Below are 17852 nucleotides of genomic sequence, written 5' to 3' on the forward strand. Positions count from 1 at the left end.
GAAGAGGAGGTGGATGGCAGGAACGGGGGAAGGAGGAAGGGTTTGGGGAGAGGAGCTGAAGGAGACGAGGAGCTGGTGGCGCTCCTCGGGAGAGAGGAGGGGGAGAGAGGAGAGGGAGCAGGAGGGATCGGAGACGAGCGAGGAGAGCAGGGTTTGCCAGTGGCGCGCCAGGCGGGCGATGGTCTGCTCTTCAAACAAATCGCTGCTATACTCAAAGCGCCCGATCAATCTCCCATCGGGTCGGTCATCCACCTCCAGCGAAAGATCAAACTTAGATGCCCCCGCACTCACATCCATCTGCGTGATCGTCCAGCCCGAAGGCAGCGCTGGCAGCTGTGGCTCAAGCGTCAGCGCCACCTGGAACAGTGGGTTCCAGGCCGCAGAGCGCTCCACCTGCAGCTGCTCCACCAGATAGCTGAAAGGTATATCCTGATGAGTAATTGCTCCTATTACTCTCTCTCGCACCTGCTGCAATAGCGAGCGGAAGCTCGAACTGCCTGTCAACTTGCAAGAGAGCGGGAGCGTATTCAAAAAATATCCTGGCATCCTGGCAAACTCGGGACGTTGTTCGCGGCTTCCCAGGACTGCTCCGACCACAACCTCCTCCTGCTGCGTATAGCGATACAACAAGAGCTGGAGAGAGGCCATCAGGACCATATAAAGCGTCATACCTTCCTCGCGCGCCAACCTCTTGATGGCCTCGGTTAATTCCCTGCTCAAAGCAAAAGGTACCATTCCCCCGCGGAAACTTTGAGCTGGCGGCCTTGAGAAATCCGTAGGCAGATTAATCAACGCCGGTGCCCCTGCAAGCGCCTCTCGCCAATAAGCGAGCTGCCGATCAAGTAAGCTCTGATTGACAGAAGTCTGTTGCCAGAGAGCGTAGTCGGCGTACTGATAAGCTGGCTCCGGCAGAGGTGAGGAGCGATCAGCGCAAAACGCCTCATAGAGTGCCCACAGTTCTGGCAAAAAGACCTGGTAGAGAGTGATTCCATCGAAAATGATATGATGTAAAGTCAAATAGAGTCGATGAAGCTTATCATCGAATTGAATCAGTAAACCGCGCAAAAGGGGACCGTTTGCCAAATCAAAAGGAAGGCGAGCTTGCTCCGCAGCCAGGCGTTGAGCCTCCTTCTCTCGCTCTTCTGGAGGAAGATGCCGCAGATCTACAAAAGGCAATTCAAGCGGCTCGAAGGGATGGATCTTTTGAAAGGGCTGCCCATTCTTTTCGGGAAAGCTCGTGCGCCAGATCTCGTGGCGTCTGATAAACTCGTTAAAGCTGCGCTCGAATACTTTGCGGTCTAGCGAGCCTGGCAGGTGGACAGTCACGCACTCGTTATAGACTGGCTCCTTGGCCAGGCGAGAGAGAAACCACAGTTGCTGCTGTCCAAACGAGAGTGGCACAATCTGTCCTCGCTCATGTCGGGGAAGCGGTGTGAGCAGCCTCTGGGCCAGAGGTTCGCCGACCAATTTCTTCTGACGCAGCTGCTCTAGCAGTAGTTGTCGTACATCCTCCACAGAGTGCTTCTCGCTCATCGTTCACCTCTCACCTTTCCCAAGATACCGGCAAACTTTTGAGGCCACGCAGGCCGAGATTCTCACGCCAGACAAGCGGACCTGGCTCCAGCCGTAGGCCGGGCAGGCGGCTCACAATCAGCTCGATAGCAAGTTGACCCTCAATACGCGCCAGAGCTGCCCCGAAGCAGAAATGACTGCCCCAGGCGAAGGCCACATGGCGATTGTCCTCACGTCGAATATTGAGGCGGTCGGGATCGGGGAAGCGTTCTGGATCGCGGTTGGCAGCACCCATAACCGCGATCACGGCATCGCGCTTCCGAATCTTTTTCCCACCCAGTTCCGTATCCTCGGGGGCCAGACGAGCCGTATGCTGGCTGGGACTCTCGTAGCGCAGCAACTCCTCCACTGCCGATGGGATCAGTGAGAGATCTGCGCGCAGCAAAGCAAGCTGATCCGGGTGGCGCAGTAAGCTCAGCACGCCATTCCCGATCAGATTGGTCGTTGTCTCCTGCCCTCCCACCATCGTAATAATCGTATTGGCGATAATCTCCTCCTCGCTCAGGCGATCGCCATCGATCTCGGCGGTCAAGAATGCATGGATCAAGCCCTCGCGCGGATGGCGCTCGATTTCCCTGATGGCTGTGCGGAAATAGGCGGTCATCTCATTGAGGCTGCGAATTACCTGAGCCACCCGGTCCGGGTTATGTTGAAAATTCCCGAGCACCTGCGCGAAATCAGCTGACCAGGCTGTTAACTGCTGCCAATCCTCCGTAGGCACCCCCAGCATCTCTGCAGTTACGATCGCTGGTAAAGGATAAGCCAGGTCCGCGATCACGTCCATGTGTCCCTGGGCCTGAACGCGGTCGAGCAAGCTGTTAGCAATGTCGCGGATATGCTCGCGCAGCACGGCCACGCGGCGAGGAGTAAAAGCCTTCGCTGCCAGACTGCGCACCCGCGTATGGGCTGGCGGGTCCAGAAACAGCATCTGCTTCACCATTACGCGGGCCAAAGGAGCCAACGCCTGCATTCCCATTGCTTCTAGCTGCTCAGGGGTTGGCGTGCGCTGGGCAGAAAAACGCTGAAAGACCGTGATGACATCGGCATAGCGCGTCACTACCCAGGCGTGTAAAAAGGGGTCCCAGTGAACAGGGTCCTCGCGGCGCAGGCGGTGGTAGAGTGGATAAGGATTTGCCAGAATCTCTGGATCAAGTAGATGATACAGACTTAGCGGTGGCTCCTGCCGCTGTGGCGGCGTCACCGACCTCGGTTCCTGCATAATTGTCTTGGGCTCCTCTTGTCCAGCAACAAGACTGACCGTTTCTTCTTCTTTCAGTCGCAAACCATGCTGGCTGCTCTCTCCCCCATATTCTGGCAGCCAGCACGGCGCGTTACACGCTTCTCTCCTTGTTTCACCTGTTCTGCAGCTGCTCTAGCAAGCTGTAGGCTTCCTGCTCACTCATAGTGGCCAGGCGCTCAAGCAGGAGCTGCTCGATACAAGCGGCAAGCTGACGTACTGTCGATGCGGTAAACAGCGTATGCAGCGAAATCTGCACTCCGAACAGCTCGGTCAGGCGCAAGATGAGCTGGGCCCCAAGCAGGGAGTGACCACCGAGCATAAAGAAGTTGGCGTTAACATCGATTGCTGGGCGCCCCAGCAGCGAGCAGACTACCTCGGCCACCTGTTGCTCGATTGCGTTGGCTGGGGCCGCAGCCTCGTCTGTCGCAGGCAGGGTAGCCAGGTTTTCCATGTCTGCCTCTCCTGTCTCTAGAGCTTCTGACAGGATCTCGCTAGCTTCAGGCGGAGGTAACGCCGCCCGATCGATCTTGCCATGTGCAGTCAGTGGCAGGGCTTCCAGACGGACAAAGATCGTGGGAAGCATGTAATTGGGCAACTGCTTAGCGAGCGCCGTACGTAGCTGAGAGGGTGTGGGACGCGCTTCTGGCGAGGTGACCACATAGGCTACGAGTTGCTTCTCACCAGGTAGCTCCTCGCGAGCAATAACGACGCTGGCAGCGATTCCCGGCTGCTGATTGAGCACCGTGGCAATCTCATCCAGTTCGATACGATAACCTCGAATCTTGACCTGAGTATCCAGGCGACCCAGGAACGCGATCTGGCCATCTGACAAGAAGCGCGCCCGATCGCCCGTGCGATACATCCGGGCCCCAGGCTGTTGAGCAAATGGATCAGGGAGAAAACGCTCAGCTGTCAGCTCTGGGCGTCCTCGATAACCGCGAGCCACTCCCTGGCCGCCGATATACAACTCGCCTGGTGTGCCCCAGGGCACAGGGCGGAGCGCTTCATCGAGAATGTAAACCGACGTATTGTCAATCGCCCAGCCGATAGATGGAGGCTCTGCCGACGGCTCGCTCACTGGTGGCACAGGGCCGGAGGTCGCTACAACCGTGGCCTCGGTCGGCCCGTAGTTATTCACCAGCGTGAAGGGCAGGCCAGGCTGCGGATAGCGGTGGAGCGTATCGGCTCCCGTCAGCAAGAAGCGCAGGGCAGTTTCGCGAGGCCACGGGAGCTGGATCAAACGTTCGGCCAGCGGCGTTGGTACGAAAGCGATGGTGATTGCCTGCTCAACCAACCAATCACGCAGGGCTGGTGCGGAGAGACGAAGCTCATCAGCAGGCAAATAGACAGCTGCGCCGCATGTCAGATAAGGCCAAAGCTCCCAGCCGGTTGCATCGAAAGCTGGACTGGTCACCTGGCTGGCCCTATCGGCAGCGCTCACGGAAAAGGCCCGCTGGTGCCAGAAGATCAAATTCAGCAGGCTATCATGGGTGACCTCCACGCCCTTGGGACGCCCGGTTGAACCCGAGGTATAGATCACGTAGGCCAGATCGGCTGCTGTGGCCTGTTGTTCCTCAATCTCTCCCGTCGGCTGGGCTGCCAGCTTGACGGCATCCTGATCTAAATAGACATGCTGCCTGCTAGGGATCGCAGCTTCCTGCTCAAGCTGGCGGGCCAGAGGAGAAGTTGTGACTAATACTGGAGCCTGAGCGTCCTCCAGCATAAAGCATACGCGCTCGTGTGGATAAGACGGGTCAAGTGGCAAATAGGCACCACCAGCTTTGAGTATAGCCAGCAGCCCCACTACCATCTCTGGTGAGCGCTCCAGATAGAGGCCAACAGGAACACCCGGATAGACCCCCAGCGCTCGGAGATGATGAGCCAGCTGATTGGCTCGCTTGTTTAGCTCTTGATAGCTCAAAGTAGTCCCCGCTGTCACTACTGCCGGAGCTTGCGGGCGCTCGCGCGCCTGCTGAGCAACAAGAGCCGGTATGCAGACATCGCGCGGATACTCTCGTCTAACTGCGACCCAGAGGCTGGGTGGCTGTTCTGCTTCGCTCGCCAGGAGACGACCGGGATTCTCCTCGATTACACCTCTAGCCACCATTGCTAGCGCAGAGAGTTTGCTACTGTGCAGCTCTTCTTGCTGAAGATCCATATGAATAGTCTGCTCCTACTAAATAAATAAATAAATCATATCCTTATTGCCTCTCCCGGGAGGAGGCTATGATCAGGACAGCCTGCTGATTAAGCGTAGACAGACAGCACCCTTGAGGGCACGTCTTTTGAAAAGTCTCTGAATCCGTTGTGGCTGTAGCTACTCTGAAGTGCTTCAACTCTGCTTACTCTCCTCCCTATCTACCAGGCTCCCTGTTCAGGCAGTGAGTATGAGCGAATGTGTCTTCAAATGAGTTGGAAAGAAGAACGTCAGATAACAGTATACTGCTCTAATGGCTGGGAAGCTCCTCTGGGATGGCTTTTTTAGCTGAATATGATAGCCGTCTTTGTCGGCATTGATGACCGCTTTCTGGCGGACCTAATCCATTGCCGGGGGAGTCCCCTGTTCCGCTGTACTCCAAATGTGCTGACAGGCGGCAATACCCTGACGGATGCCCTCCTGAATAGCGCGATTATTGGCGGGTGTTTGGGTCTGCGAACTGTAGAGATTGGCGTCCCAGCCGTAATAAGCGATGCCGGTAGCTCCATGCTGGCAGAAGCTCTGGCTTTGCTGGACAATATCGGCAGTGCTTGGCAGGGGCCAGCTCAAGCCTGCGCGCGTCGAGGGGCCGCCGAAAGCCTGGGCGATCCCAATCAGCGGTGTCTGGGTGTAGTTCCAGCCTCGTTTCTGCAGGCTAGTGAACATAGCATTCAGAGTGCTGCGCATCGACCAGTCATAGCGGCTGGCTGAGGCATCTTCCTTGGCTTGCAGGACCGTGAAGATGTAGAGACCGATCATGTCGCAGCCCTCGGGAGTGAAGTTAGCCGCCACCTCATCGTGCCAGCCGGTATCAAAACCTGAAGGAGGCGAGGCGCCAAAGCCGCAGATGGCTGGGCGCTGTGGCGTGTATTGCTGGATCAAGTCGTGAAACTTGATTAACAGCTCACGGGCGCTGCCGGGGTCCCACAGCACCCAGTCATCGAGCACCCAGTAACCCAGAATGAGCGGATTGGACTGGGTCTCTTCGAGATGCCGTCTGACAAGCTGGAGCAAAGCCTCTTCACTCGGAATCGGCACGGAGTCCCGTCCGCAGTAAGGATGAGCACCAGGCGGTGGTGGTTTGACCGTCTTTGTGCGGTGGCACTCGTAATACTGCAGATAGCTAGAGATATAGCCATCGATGACCTGCATATGAGCAGCCTGCAGCGCCTGCCCTAGTTGGCTCTCAGGCGAAGGAGGATCGCCGTACTCAAAGACAACCCGCATCCCCAAGGCGGCAGCCTCAGCTACCTCGGCGGGGGTTCCAACGGTGAAGCCGCCGATCAGGTGCAGGTCCTTGAAGCGGCTCTCCTGTCCGCTGGAACCGGAGAAGCGCGGACTGCTGGTTGTCAGCTGAGAAACCAGTGGCGAGTTGGTAATTACCCACCAGGGATGTAGCAGCCAGCCTGCTCCTACCAAGATGGCTACAACCGACACGCTGAGCAGCAAAAAGGCGCGCTTCTGCCATCGATACACCTGCTTCATACGTCTGTCGCTCCCTGCTAGACTTCCGGCGCAATGGCCATGCCAGAACGGCGACCGACCCGGCCTCGCTGCTCTTGAGATCTCCTCGCCGATGACTAAGCCGTCTCGACCTCCTGTTGGCCAAAAAGCTTGGGCAGAAAGGTTTTGGCCAATTCCAGGTTTCCCTCGTAGCTGCGATAGAGCCAGCTTTCCAGCTTCTGCCTGGGTGTTCCTCCCTCGGCCACCCACCAAATGGGGTGTGTCAGGAGCTGAATCGCCTTCCCTTCACGAAAAGCGGCTGACTGCAGCGGATGACCATAGCGCCAGCGCCCTGTTGAATCACTGATATAGGCAAGGTCGCCCCGCTGAGCTAAATGGTAGACCCTATAGATCGGCCTGGCCTCTTCTACCGGAATGCTGGAGAGCGTGCGCGGACTGTGGACGCTGGCGATATCCCGCTTGACATAGGGGTAGAAGTAGGCCAGGATCTCTATTTCGTGAGCAACATCAAGACGCTGACCGTGATAATCCTGTAGATCAATGTGAAGGGCGATGTCATGTCCATAGTTATGAATCTGCTCCAGAAGACGAGCATTTTCTGTGCTAAGTACATTATAGAATGGAGAGGACAGCATCACAAAATACGTGGCCTGGAAGCCTAACTCGTGTTCGACCCGAGCAATCTCCAGTGCTGCTTTTAAGCTGATATCGATATCGTGTCTCAGAAGAAGTATCCGCTCGCCGCTTGCCAGCCGCTCTTCAAGAGCATCAAAAAGCGAGCAACGGTAGCCTCGGCTGGCAAAGGCCGAGAGGAGTTGACGATAGCTTTGTAAAGTAAAGTCTTCCACTGCTCTTCTACCTACTTCTAGTATGAAATGGATAGGCTTGATAGTCTTTCGCTTTCACCGTTTGCTGATCTGCTGGTAGAGTTGCAGTAAGTTTTCCTGTTCCTTCTCCCAATGCAGATCGGAGGAGGCCGCCTTGAGAGCATTCTGGCGCATGGTGGCCAGTGTCTGTGGGCGGGCGAACATCCCGTTAATGGCCCTGGCGATGGCTTGAGGGGTAAGCTCGCTAACCACCTCGCCCAGGCCGTAAGTCTGCACCAGCTCCACTACCGCAGGCAGGGCCGAGGTCAGAACGGGTACGCCGGCCATAATGTACTCGAACAGCTTATTGGGCAGAAACATCCGCACATTCAACGAATAGTCGGGCGAGGCGACCAGTAAGCCCAGGTCTGCCGAGGCTGTCCAACTCAACAGTTCGGCGTAAGGTACTGCCGGCAAGAGCTTCACGCGGTCGCTGACCTGCTCTGCCGCAATCAACCGTTCCAGCTCCTCTGCGGCGTTGCCCAACCCTTTCCCTAGGAGCACGATCACAATCTCGGGATCAAGATAGCGGGCGGCCTTGACCAGAAGATCCAGCGAGCGGTTGGCCTGGAGGCGTCCCTGATAAAGAGCGAGGCGGATCTGAGGTGCAAGGCCAAGGGCCTCGTGCAGCCGTTTGCTAGGTGCCACCTGCTGATAGGGAGGGATATTGCGTACCAGTGCCAGGCGTTTGATCCGGTAGCGACGCTGAAGCTCCTCGACAATTGGTGGGGAGACCGTGATCACGCCATCGCTGGCTGGAATCATGCCCTTCATGAGCAGGGTCAGCAGATGGTGAAGCAAGCGCCGACCCCGGCTCATCGAAGAGAGGGGATGCTCCTCCAGAGGCATTTCGTGAGCCTCAAAGACCAGCCGTTTCCGGCGCAGGCGCGAGGCCAGGTAGCAGGCTGGTAAAGCGGCAACGTCGTGAGCGTGATAAACATCCGCGTCTGTGCTTAGCACCTGCCACGTACCGCGCATGAAGAGAGAGGCAGCTCGCAGTAGGGCGCGACGCTTGAAACGAGATGAGAAGAACTCGGGGGCCAGTCGTACATGCTGCAGAGCAATGCCTTGGACTTGCTCACGAGCAGGTTGCTCTTGCGGCTCCAAATCGACCACGCTGACATGACACCCGGCGGCGCTGAGCGCGGTGGCGGCCCGCATTACTCGTACATCGCTCTTCCCCTGGCCCAGTACATGCATACAGACCCGTAGGGAGGGTAACCCTCCCGGTCGCTCTCCGCTTGAAGCCTCGGCGGCCTTGTTGAGGCGCTGGCTGGCTAACAACTCTGTCAACGCGATTCCTCCTGCTGTGGCGCTGACGCGCTGGCCGGGCTTGCTGGCAGCAGCGCCTGATAGAGTTCAAACAGATGAAATTGCTCACGGTTCCAGTTGAACTCGCGGCGCGCAATTTCCAGAGCGTGCCGGCGCATGCGTTCCAGAGCCTCCTGGTCGTGGATGACCCGATTGATAGTGGCGGCAACGGTGGCTGGGTCTCGCGACGGCTCAACCACTCCCAATTGGTGGGTCTGAATCAGCTCGGCGATTACATCCAGCTGAGAGCTGAGCACGGGAAGTCCGGCCATCAAGTACTCAAAGAATTTGTTGGGCAGGCAGTAGCGGATACTCAGCGAGTAATCAGAGGGAAGCAGAGTCAGACCGAGATCGGCTGAAGCAGTCCAGCTGAGAAGTTCCTCGTAGGGAACGGGCGGCAGCAGTTTCACCCGCTCCTCTACCCCAAGCTCGGCGATTAGCTGCTGCAGTTTCTGTTGTATTGGCTCGCGGGCGGCCCCAAGCATGACAATCACGACGTCTGACTCTAGAAATGGAGCGGCCCGCACGAGCAGATCGAGGCCGCGATTTTCCTGCAAATTTCCCTGATAGAGCGCAATGCGGGTGTCATTTGATAAACCTAATTTTTCTCGTAAAATGTTGCTGCGCTCGACCTGCTGGTAAGGTGGTACATTGCGCAGGAGCGTGACACGCTGGCCGCCGTACTCGCGCTCGATGAAGGAGGCGATAGGCGGTGAGACAGCGATTACCCCCTGGCTGTGTCGAATGAGATAGCGCAGCACACGACGCGCAATTGCCAGGAGGCGAGGCCAATGCTGGACTGCTCGATCAGACAGTGGCAGTTCAGGTGAATCGAAGATCAGGGGCTTGTGTCGCAGTCTGGCTGCCACAAAGGTGGCTGGTAATGCATGCTCCACAAATGAATGATAGATGTCTGCCTCTTCCCGAAGAAGATAGAGAATACTTAATAGATTAATGCGGAGCAGCTTCACCAGGAACCAGGGCTTAAAGCGCGTTGGAGTAAACCAGGCGGGCATGAGAAGATGTTTCAGCCTGATCCCCTGGTGAATCTCCTCGCGGGGAGAGGTGTGTGACCCGACAACGTCCACGATTGTGACCTGCAGACCTGCCTCCTTCAGAGCAGTGGCGGTACGCCATAGACGGGCATCGCCGATGGCTGGAGCAAACCTGAGCATGACAACGCGCTGTCCCTGAAAAAGCGGCGTGAGGTCAACAGCCACAGCTGGGGCTTCAGATACCGTAGTCATAGGCTTCCTTTCACTCTCCTTCCGGGAATGGAATGGCGCAGGCGAGCAAGCTGCTGTAGTGGCAGACGAGCCAGTACCAGCAGAATGACGGCGTAGGCCAGCCAGGCCAGCCCGTAAAGAACGGCGCTGCTCAGCGGATCGAGACCTTGGGCGAGGAACGCCGCGATGAAGTAGAGGGCGATCCCGATGGCCAGCACGCAGAGAAAGAAGCCGATCTCGAAGGGCACTGGATACATCTGGTTGTTCACCAGATAAGCGAGGAACGAGAGAAAAGCGTAGGCCAGCAGCGTTGAGAGGGCCGCGCCTAGTGCGCCACTGAGGGGAATGAGTACCACATTCAACACCACGTTAAAGATAGCTGCCTCTGCTGTCAGAACTACTGCGTACCATGTTCTTCTCTTGATCGATATTCCCACATTGAAGACGTTGTAAATGCCGTAAAAGACCATAGACATGGCCACTAATGAGACCACAGGCGAGGCTCCCTGGTAGCTGGCGGGGAAGAGAACCTCTAGCAAAAACTTCCCGGCCAGTGAGAGGCCAAAGGCGGCCAGCAAAAGGACCACACTGAACCAGCGGAAGATCAGTCTGAAGATCTGTGGTGCATCGCGGCGACGAGCTACAGAGAACATCGTCGTCGGCCAGGCCAGGTTGAAAGGTGAGATAACCAACACGCCCAGGACGTTGCCCAGCGTATAGGCAATCGAGTAGCTGGCGGTTTCGGCCAGAGAGCCAAAGCGGCTCAGTAGATAGCGATCTGAGAGCTGCAGCACCCAGACGGACACGAAGCTTGCTACCAGTGGTACGCCGAAAGACAACATATTGCGCGCCATCTCTCGGTCGAAGGTCAGGCCCGCTTCCCAGAGGATCACGGGCAATATGCCGAAGACGACGATGGCATAACCGCTGGCTGTGCCTAGCAAGGCCCCGGTCATGCCCAGATGCATGGGTCCCACGTAGAGCAAGGTTGCGACAAGGCCCACGAGCAGATTAGCGATCGAAAGTGTCGCATAGAGCGCAGGACGGTTCTCCGCTCGCAGCCAGGCCAGGCCCGGCACGCTCAAATTCTGCAGCAGCACCACCAGAGCTGCTGCCTGCACTGGCGCTGTCAGAAGGGCTGACTGGAAGAGGAGCAAGGCAATGAAGGCTGCGCCTAACGACATGGCCAGGGTGGCCACAATCGAGATCGCCAGCAGAAGCCCCACCAGTGTCGAGAGCACGCGCAGGCGCTCGCTGCGCGATTCATAGTCGTAGCCATAGGCGCGAAAAAAAGCATTCCCCAGGCCGAGCTGAGTGATGCCAGCGATCAGCGAGATAGCTGAGAGCAGCACGGAGAGAGCACCGTACTCGTCGCGCGAGAGTGCATGCGTCAGAAAAGGAGCCAGCACCAACGAGGTCAGCGGCCCAGCCAAAGAGGAAAGGGCATAGATCCCACTGCTCTTGAGCAGAGTGCGCAGCTGACCTACATAGTCATTGCGCTTCTCGTGGGCTGGCGCTGGAGTACTGGGCCCTGGAGTTGTTGGCTGGGCCGGCTGCACTGGTCGAGCGACCTGCACCGCTGGCGCCGGCTGATAGCTTGGCGCAAACTGTGGATATTGCGGCCCCGGGTAGGCTGGGTAGGGCTGTGGTGTTGTTGGCTTCAATCCTCAACTTCCCCCTCTAGGCCGGTACGAGCCACTGTTTCTGTAATGATCTGCTCCAGATCTGCCCAGCCAGAGGCCCGGAGCAGGACCCGCCGGAAAGCCTCGGGACTGTGCCGATCGGCAATATAGGCCCGGGCTGCCTGACCCATCTGGTGGCAGAGAGCAGGATTGGCAAGCAAGCGTACGAGCGCGCTGGCGGTCTCCTCTATATCAGCTGGTCTTACTGCAATGCCGCGTCCCTCGGAGAGCAGCAGCGCATTCGAGGGCGGACGAGTTGAAGCGATCACTGCGCAGCCTGCGGCCATTGCCTCCAGTACGGCCATTGAGAAGCAAGCACCGCGGGTACTGGTGTAGAGAAAAATATCGCTGATCGAAAGGAGACGGGCAATCTCAGGCGCAGACAGCTCGCCCCAGAGGGCACAATGCTCCTGGAGCTGGAGCTGATCGATCGTCTGCTCAAGCTCCGGGCGCAGAGGTCCATCGCCGGCGATGATCAGGCGCACCTTAGCTCGGGCGCTTGGCTGTAAATGCTCCAGAGCGCGGGCCAGGCTGGCCAGCGCGAGATCAAGGCCTTTCTCTGGCGTGAGGCGGCAGGCGATGGCCACAACCATATCGTCCTGCCTTAGCCCATGTTCTTGGCGGCGACGCGCGCGCTCCTCCTCGGAAGGCACTGGATAGCGCTCGATATTGATCATGCTGGCGAAGCGCACCACGCGGCTGGCAGGGATGCCGAAGCGTGCTGCCATCGTCTCCACGCCATCGCCCGCCACACCTGGCACCAGGTACTGGTCAACACATCGGGCTGCTAAGCGGAGCATCAGGCGATAGGAGGGCCAGTAGCACCACTCCTGCACACGCCCGATAAAGCGGCGTAGGCGGCTACGGTGGGCGAGCAGACGCCTGCGCTCGGCCAGGTGTAGTGGATGAATATCTTCCTGGAGCAGCGTCAAATGACCATGATCAATACAAACCACGCGTGCACCGGCCAGACGTCCCAGTGGGGCGGAGAGCAAGGCAGAGAAGACCGCATCCTGCGGCAGTACAAGGTCAAAAGCTGTCCCCTGGCGCAGCAAGGCAAACAGCTTGGCGGCGCCGGTCAAGACATAGAACCAGACGAATGGGAAATGGGAGGCGCCCATCCAGGAGCGGCCAAAGCGATGGATTATGTACCTACCGGTCTCCTGGTCAGTAATGGCTCGTGTGAGATATTCCATCCTCCAATGACCCTGCATGGCCTCCTCAATGCCTTCCAGGACCGTGAGCACCCCGCCGATGGCTGGAAAAGCCGGGAGAGGGACACAGACGCGCAACTGATTGGAGGAGGCCACCGGGCGTGGAAAAAGGCGTGGTTGCCAGCAACGCCAGAGACGTGCATTCAAGGAATGCCGGATATGCCACCAGCGGTAGCGCAGGCGGCACTGCCAGCTTCTCGCATAGCGTCGCCAGCGCTGGAGGGCGCGGGCACAAACCTCGCTCTTCGTCGAGGTCGCCAGGGCATCCAGCAAAGCAATCTGGAGAGTTAGCTCCTGGGGCGTTGCCAGATGGCGCGCCAGGTCACGATAGGGCCAAAAAGGCCCGGAGAACTCACTTAAACTCTGCTCAAAGGTAGTAAGAGCTTGCTGGAAAAGCTGTCGACTTGTCTCATCGCAGGCGGGCCAATACTGTATCAGTTCATGGAGGCTGAGCAAGGCCAGAACCATACCGTTGAAGCTGTGGGTCGCCGGATAAAGCGCCAGCTCCTCAAAAAAGACCCCGTCTGCATAGAGAGGGGAGCAAATACCTCCATCCAGGATATCGCGACGGAAAGTCTCCAGACAGCGCTCCAGCGCCAGTGCATAAGCCTGATCGCCAGTCATACTCAGAGCGCGCAGTAAGACGGCCAGGGCGCAGCTCTGCATAGGGGCGGAGAGGCAAAGCGCCGGCCTGCCACCGGGTCGAGTCGAGACTAGCAGCCAGCCGCCAGCTCCATTGCCGAGAGGCTGCTCCAAAGCGAGCAGGTGCCTGGCCTCCTCAAGGAAGAGATTCCCTTCCTGGCGATCGCCGCTCTCTAGATAGCGATTCCAATGGTCCAGAGCGCGCCAGGCTGTTTGTAAGGCGGTCGTACTGGCGGCCAGCGAATTGCTCAGGCTTAGACAAAGCTCTAGAACCGCCGCAGGATAGGGGCCGGGCTGCTGAGGCCAGCCGCCTTCCTGACGCTCACTACCACTACGCACTTTTTCATATTCATAAGAGATAGACATTGATTTTCTCCAGAAATGCATCTGTCAGTTAGAAGAGATCAGATATATTAATCGCGCATGGGCGTATCCGTCATAGCGGAAGTGGGGGCCAGGCTAGCCAGGAGCAGAGGAGAAGAGAGCAGGCCCAACATCAGCCAACCGAAGCAGGCCAGGGGTGGCAAAGTCCAGCCATTGATGCTGATACTATTGATGCATAGCGCTCCAACGGCAGCCAGGCCACCGGCAAGCAGTGCGCGATGGCGCTGATCGCAGAGACGCCAGGTGCGCCAAGACTTCCACAGGTAGCAGATCAAGAGTGCGAGAAAGACTGCTAGGACCGGCAGGCCGCCCATCGCACCAAATTCCAGATAGGAATCGTGGGGATGAGCCAACGGCACATACTGAAGTGGAGAGCGATAGGGGTCTGAGACCTGCATATAGATGCTCAAGCCGAAACCCACGCCTGTGAGCGGATAGGCCATGATCACATTCAACGCCGTTTCCCAGGCTCCCAGGCGCAGCGATAGCTCTCCCTGGCCTGTCAGATGGGCGAACAGGAGCTGGAGCTGATCGAAGAAGAAAAGAATTAAGATGAGTGAGACGAGAAAGATGCTCAGAGCGATCTGCAGGCGTAGCTTCCAGCTGTCCACGAAGAGCAAGAAGAAGATCAGGCCGCAACAGGCAGCTACCCAGGCGCCACCGCTAAATGTGAATAGCAGCGCAGGTCCAATCAGTAGTGCCTCACCCAGGTAGAGCAGGCGGGGGAGCCAAGAGCGACTGTGCGCATAGAGGCCCAGAGGAATGAAGAGAACGAAGGCGAAGAAGGTCCCATTCCAGTTCGGGTCTATAAAGAAGCCCCCTACGCGTTGTACGCCGGTATCGCCAAGAGTGAAATTCGAAACGCTCTTCAGGAATGGGTCATGGAGGGAGGTGCCCAGGAGAAATTTACCTGTCAGCGCGATTACAATCGTATGAGCAGCGATCAAAGCGCCAAAGGCTGCCAGCAATTCCAAGACCAACCAGAGGCTTTTCAGATCGCGTGCCGTGTTCAGACCCAGCCAGAAGAAAAGGAAGGAACCAGCGATGACATTCGGATAATAGAAGAGAGCATCATCCAAATTTGTGGCTCCGCGTAGGGAGGGAAAGAAAGTCAGGCCCAAAAAGAGGAGCCAGAGCCAGAGTGGACGAGGTTCGGCCCAAGGACGCTGCTGTGAGCGACCGAGGAAGAACACTAGCAAAAGAACGAGCGCCAGCAGCTGAGCTGTCGCGATGAGGGACATATAGAAATCAAGGTAGAGATGAATCAGGGCAACGGCCACCGCCAGAATCTCATCGCAGCGCAGGTAAAGCAGCAAGACTAAAAATAGCAGGCCGGCGATCAAGGCTGTTGACATCGAAGCGGCCTGGCGGGTCACACTGGTGGAAGGAATGACTGTCCCGACGAGTAAAGGAGCGAACACTTCCAACATGCCCACCAGGATCAAGGCCCCGATAAGGAGAGCAGCAAGCCCTGTGGAGGGAGCGATCAGCTCCCTCCGTCCACGCTCGCTTGATATTGATCGCTGGGTTGTCTTCTGAACGATGCTCATAGCCCTTATCGCTCTCCGCGCTGTCTATGCGGTTCTATTGAAGGCATCTCCAGCGTTTTCAGTTCAGTGATATCGGAGCCACGCTGTCCTGGACGTGGAGCTGGTCCTTCGATTGCCTCCGCTGGAGCGTTGGGACTGCCGGGACGCTCGCGTGTCAGGCGAGGGCGAGCTGGGACAGGCGGGCTTTTCCCTTCCGACCCTGATCCGATCCCCGTCGCGGGGGTCATGACCCGCTGGACCTGAGCAGGAGTGGCTGGCTCCGTTAGTGACTGACTTGACCCGGTGCGCTGCTGGCTAGCCGTTGCAGGCATCCCTGTCGGCTGTGGTGCAGGTGGTTGATTTACTCCCCTTGCTGCAGCTGGAGAGTGCTCTCTTCCCGTCAGCACGGCCTGCTGGTGTTCCTGTCCCCATCGGTTGCTTGCTAGTGCCGCTCCTACCTCTTCACTGGACTCATCGCCTGCTGCCTGGTAGTAGTAAGGGGTAATACTACCGCGCTGCTGTTGCTGCTTATTGATGACACAACCGATGATGCGTACGCCTGTCTGGCGCAGAAGGGCACGCGCCTGTCGGATGTGCTCTTTCCGAGCGCGCGTGATGTCGACCACTAAGAGGGCGCTATCGACTCGTGACGCCAGGATACTGGCATCGGCCAGGCCTAACAGCGGCGGTGCATCGAAGATCACGATATCGAAATAGTAATCCGCCAGGTTTGATAGCAGGTTGCGCATGGCCTGCGAATCCAACAACTCGGGCGGATTTGGAGGGAGATGCCCGGCTGGCATCAGCCAGAGATTAGCAGTACTGGTCTCATAGAGGAAGCTATCGAGAATGCCTCCCTGCTCGGTTGGGCGCTTGCGTGAAGACGAGACGCTTGGCAGGGGCGTCGTGGATGACTGACTCATGGCCATAATAGCGCTGCTCAGGCCGGCTTCGGCAGCGGAGACCCCAAAGAGGCGATGCAGCATTGGGCGGCGCATGTCTGCATCCACAAGCAGGGTACGCTTCCCCGCCTTAGCCATAAAAATAGCCAGATTCGCGGCGACCGTGCTCTTGCCCTCTCCCGGCACAGAGCTGGTGATTAAGAGATAGTTGACAGGTGTATCAATAGAGCAGAAACCGATATTCGTGCGGAGGATGCGATAGGATTCAATGAGGCCAGCATGCTCCTTGGGGTTAAAGACCTCTTTCTCCTCCGAGGAGCGCACTCGCCAGACGGTCGCGAGAACAGGGTAGCCGAAGAGCTGAGCCAGCAGCTCGCCGGTGCGCACCCGTGTATCAAGCTGTTCCAGGAGCAGCGCTAGTAGCACGCCGATGAGGAGGCCAGTTACTAGTCCTGCCCCGGTGTTGAGTAGGATACGCGGCTGAGCTGGGCTGGTTGGGGGAGAGGCCTGCTGGACAACACGCAGGAAATTCCCGTTTTCCGCTTCGGTCAACTCCAGTTGAACAAGGGCATCTTGAACCTGGGAATAGCGGTCCTGCAGGGCTTTGAGCCGGGCTTGCAGCATACTGATCTGCTGCTGGTCATTAGTGGCACTCTCAATTTTGCTGATCTGATTGCTAACGCTGTTGATTTGTTGTTCTGTAGAACTAAGCTCTTGTTGTAGCTGCTGTTGAGAACGTTGATTGTCTTGCTGGATAGCGGCATCTTGTTGCTTAATAAATGTCTGAGCTATATCATTAGCCAGGGCTGCGGCCCGCGTTGGACTTTCATCCAGGACAGAGATCTTGAACAGCTGTGTATTTGTCTCTGTGGTAGTGGAGACACGCGTGGCCAGAGTGGAAGCGCTCAGGCCTGGATAATGGGAAGCCACTTCTGTCAGGACTGGCTGGCTCGTGACCAGTGTCGCCTCGGTATCGACGAGCTGGTCGCTGGCCAAAAGATTATTATAGTCAGCCAAATTGTTACCCGTGCGAACGGTGACTTGCATGAGGACCGACGCCTGGTAGAGGGGAGTCATCAGCTTGCTGGCGATCAGGGCCCCGATGCCGACCGCCATGCAGCAGATGGCAACCAGCCACCAGCGCTTGGCTAGCACGGCTGCGTACTGAGCAATCGTCATTCTAGGTGTTCCTCTCTTGCAGATACCTTTGCCCTGTCTTTGCTTTCATTGTTATATGTATCGATCCTGGCTGAGAATTGTAAACTTCTGGGGAAAGAGTGGTAAGAAGGTCCTGTTCCCCGCATGAGCAGATTCGGTGCCGGGCTGGGCCAGGACTGATTCCTCTTCTTCCCAGAAGCACCGGGCTATCTGCCTGCCTCCTTTCGTGCAGAGGTTGCTGCACCAGAGTGCTGGCTCTTAACATCTGAAGCACTTAGACACCGCGCAATTTGATCACTTCAATAATCGTTCTCAAAAGAATTAGAATGTCTATCATATATGATTGATGTTTGATATAATAGAGATCATATTGTAGCTTTTCCAGCGCCTGCTGACTTGTAAAAGTATAGTGATACTTGACCTGAGCCCAGCCTGTCAGGCCCGGGGGAACACTCAGCCGGCAGC

12 protein-coding genes are annotated in these 17852 nt (G+C 57.4%); all 12 read right to left on the bottom strand.

Going from position 1 to position 17852, the window contains the following annotated elements; all coding sequences use genetic code 11:
- Positions 1-1533, bottom strand: a 1533-nt coding sequence (locus IRZ31_RS12740) for a condensation domain-containing protein (RefSeq protein ID WP_297154227.1), incomplete at its 3' end; no start/stop codon positions are given.
- Between the two features lie 10 nt (positions 1534-1543).
- A complete protein-coding gene (locus tag IRZ31_RS12745) occupies positions 1544-2791 on the bottom strand; it encodes a cytochrome P450 (RefSeq protein WP_297154229.1) in 1248 nt (415 codons plus the stop codon).
- Between the two features lie 133 nt (positions 2792-2924).
- Positions 2925-4970 carry a non-ribosomal peptide synthetase gene (locus IRZ31_RS12750; protein WP_297154231.1) on the bottom strand — a complete coding sequence of 682 codons (2046 nt, stop codon included), beginning with the start codon at positions 4968-4970 and terminating at the stop codon, positions 2925-2927.
- A 378-nt stretch (positions 4971-5348) separates the two neighbouring features.
- On the bottom strand, positions 5349-6494 hold the full coding sequence (locus IRZ31_RS12755; protein WP_297154233.1) for a hypothetical protein: 1146 nt from the start codon (positions 6492-6494) through the stop codon (positions 5349-5351).
- Positions 6495-6589: 95 nt separating this feature from the next.
- Complete coding sequence (locus tag IRZ31_RS12760; RefSeq protein WP_297154235.1) at positions 6590-7321, bottom strand: hypothetical protein; 732 nt, start codon at positions 7319-7321, stop codon at positions 6590-6592.
- Positions 7322-7375: 54 nt separating this feature from the next.
- Entirely contained in the window at positions 7376-8632 is a 1257-nt protein-coding gene (locus tag IRZ31_RS12765) for a glycosyltransferase (RefSeq protein ID WP_297154237.1), read from the bottom strand.
- A complete protein-coding gene (locus tag IRZ31_RS12770) occupies positions 8629-9897 on the bottom strand; it encodes a glycosyltransferase family 4 protein (protein ID WP_297154238.1) in 1269 nt (422 codons plus the stop codon). Before IRZ31_RS12770 ends, IRZ31_RS12765 begins: the two co-directional genes overlap by 4 nt.
- Positions 9894-11540, bottom strand: coding sequence for an oligosaccharide flippase family protein (locus tag IRZ31_RS12775; protein ID WP_297154241.1), 1647 nt, complete (start codon positions 11538-11540; stop codon positions 9894-9896). The genes IRZ31_RS12770 and IRZ31_RS12775 overlap by 4 nt, the downstream gene beginning before the upstream one ends.
- Entirely contained in the window at positions 11537-13780 is a 2244-nt protein-coding gene (locus tag IRZ31_RS12780; RefSeq protein ID WP_297154243.1) for a glycosyltransferase, read from the bottom strand. The genes IRZ31_RS12775 and IRZ31_RS12780 overlap by 4 nt, the downstream gene beginning before the upstream one ends.
- Positions 13781-13827: 47 nt before the next feature.
- Positions 13828-15348: an O-antigen ligase family protein gene (locus IRZ31_RS12785; RefSeq protein ID WP_297154245.1), complete on the bottom strand. Its 1521-nt coding sequence runs from the start codon at positions 15346-15348 to the stop codon at positions 13828-13830.
- A gap of 5 nt (positions 15349-15353) precedes the next feature.
- Positions 15354-17408 carry a P-loop NTPase gene (locus IRZ31_RS12790; RefSeq protein WP_297154247.1) on the bottom strand — a complete coding sequence of 685 codons (2055 nt, stop codon included), beginning with the start codon at positions 17406-17408 and terminating at the stop codon, positions 15354-15356.
- 253 nt (positions 17409-17661) lie between these two features.
- Positions 17662-17852: sugar transferase (locus tag IRZ31_RS12795; RefSeq protein WP_297154249.1), on the bottom strand; the 191-nt coding region annotated here is incomplete at its 5' end.

It is taken from the genome of Thermogemmatispora sp., from assembly GCF_019683635.1.
Lineage (GTDB): Bacteria > Chloroflexota > Ktedonobacteria > Ktedonobacterales > Ktedonobacteraceae > Thermogemmatispora.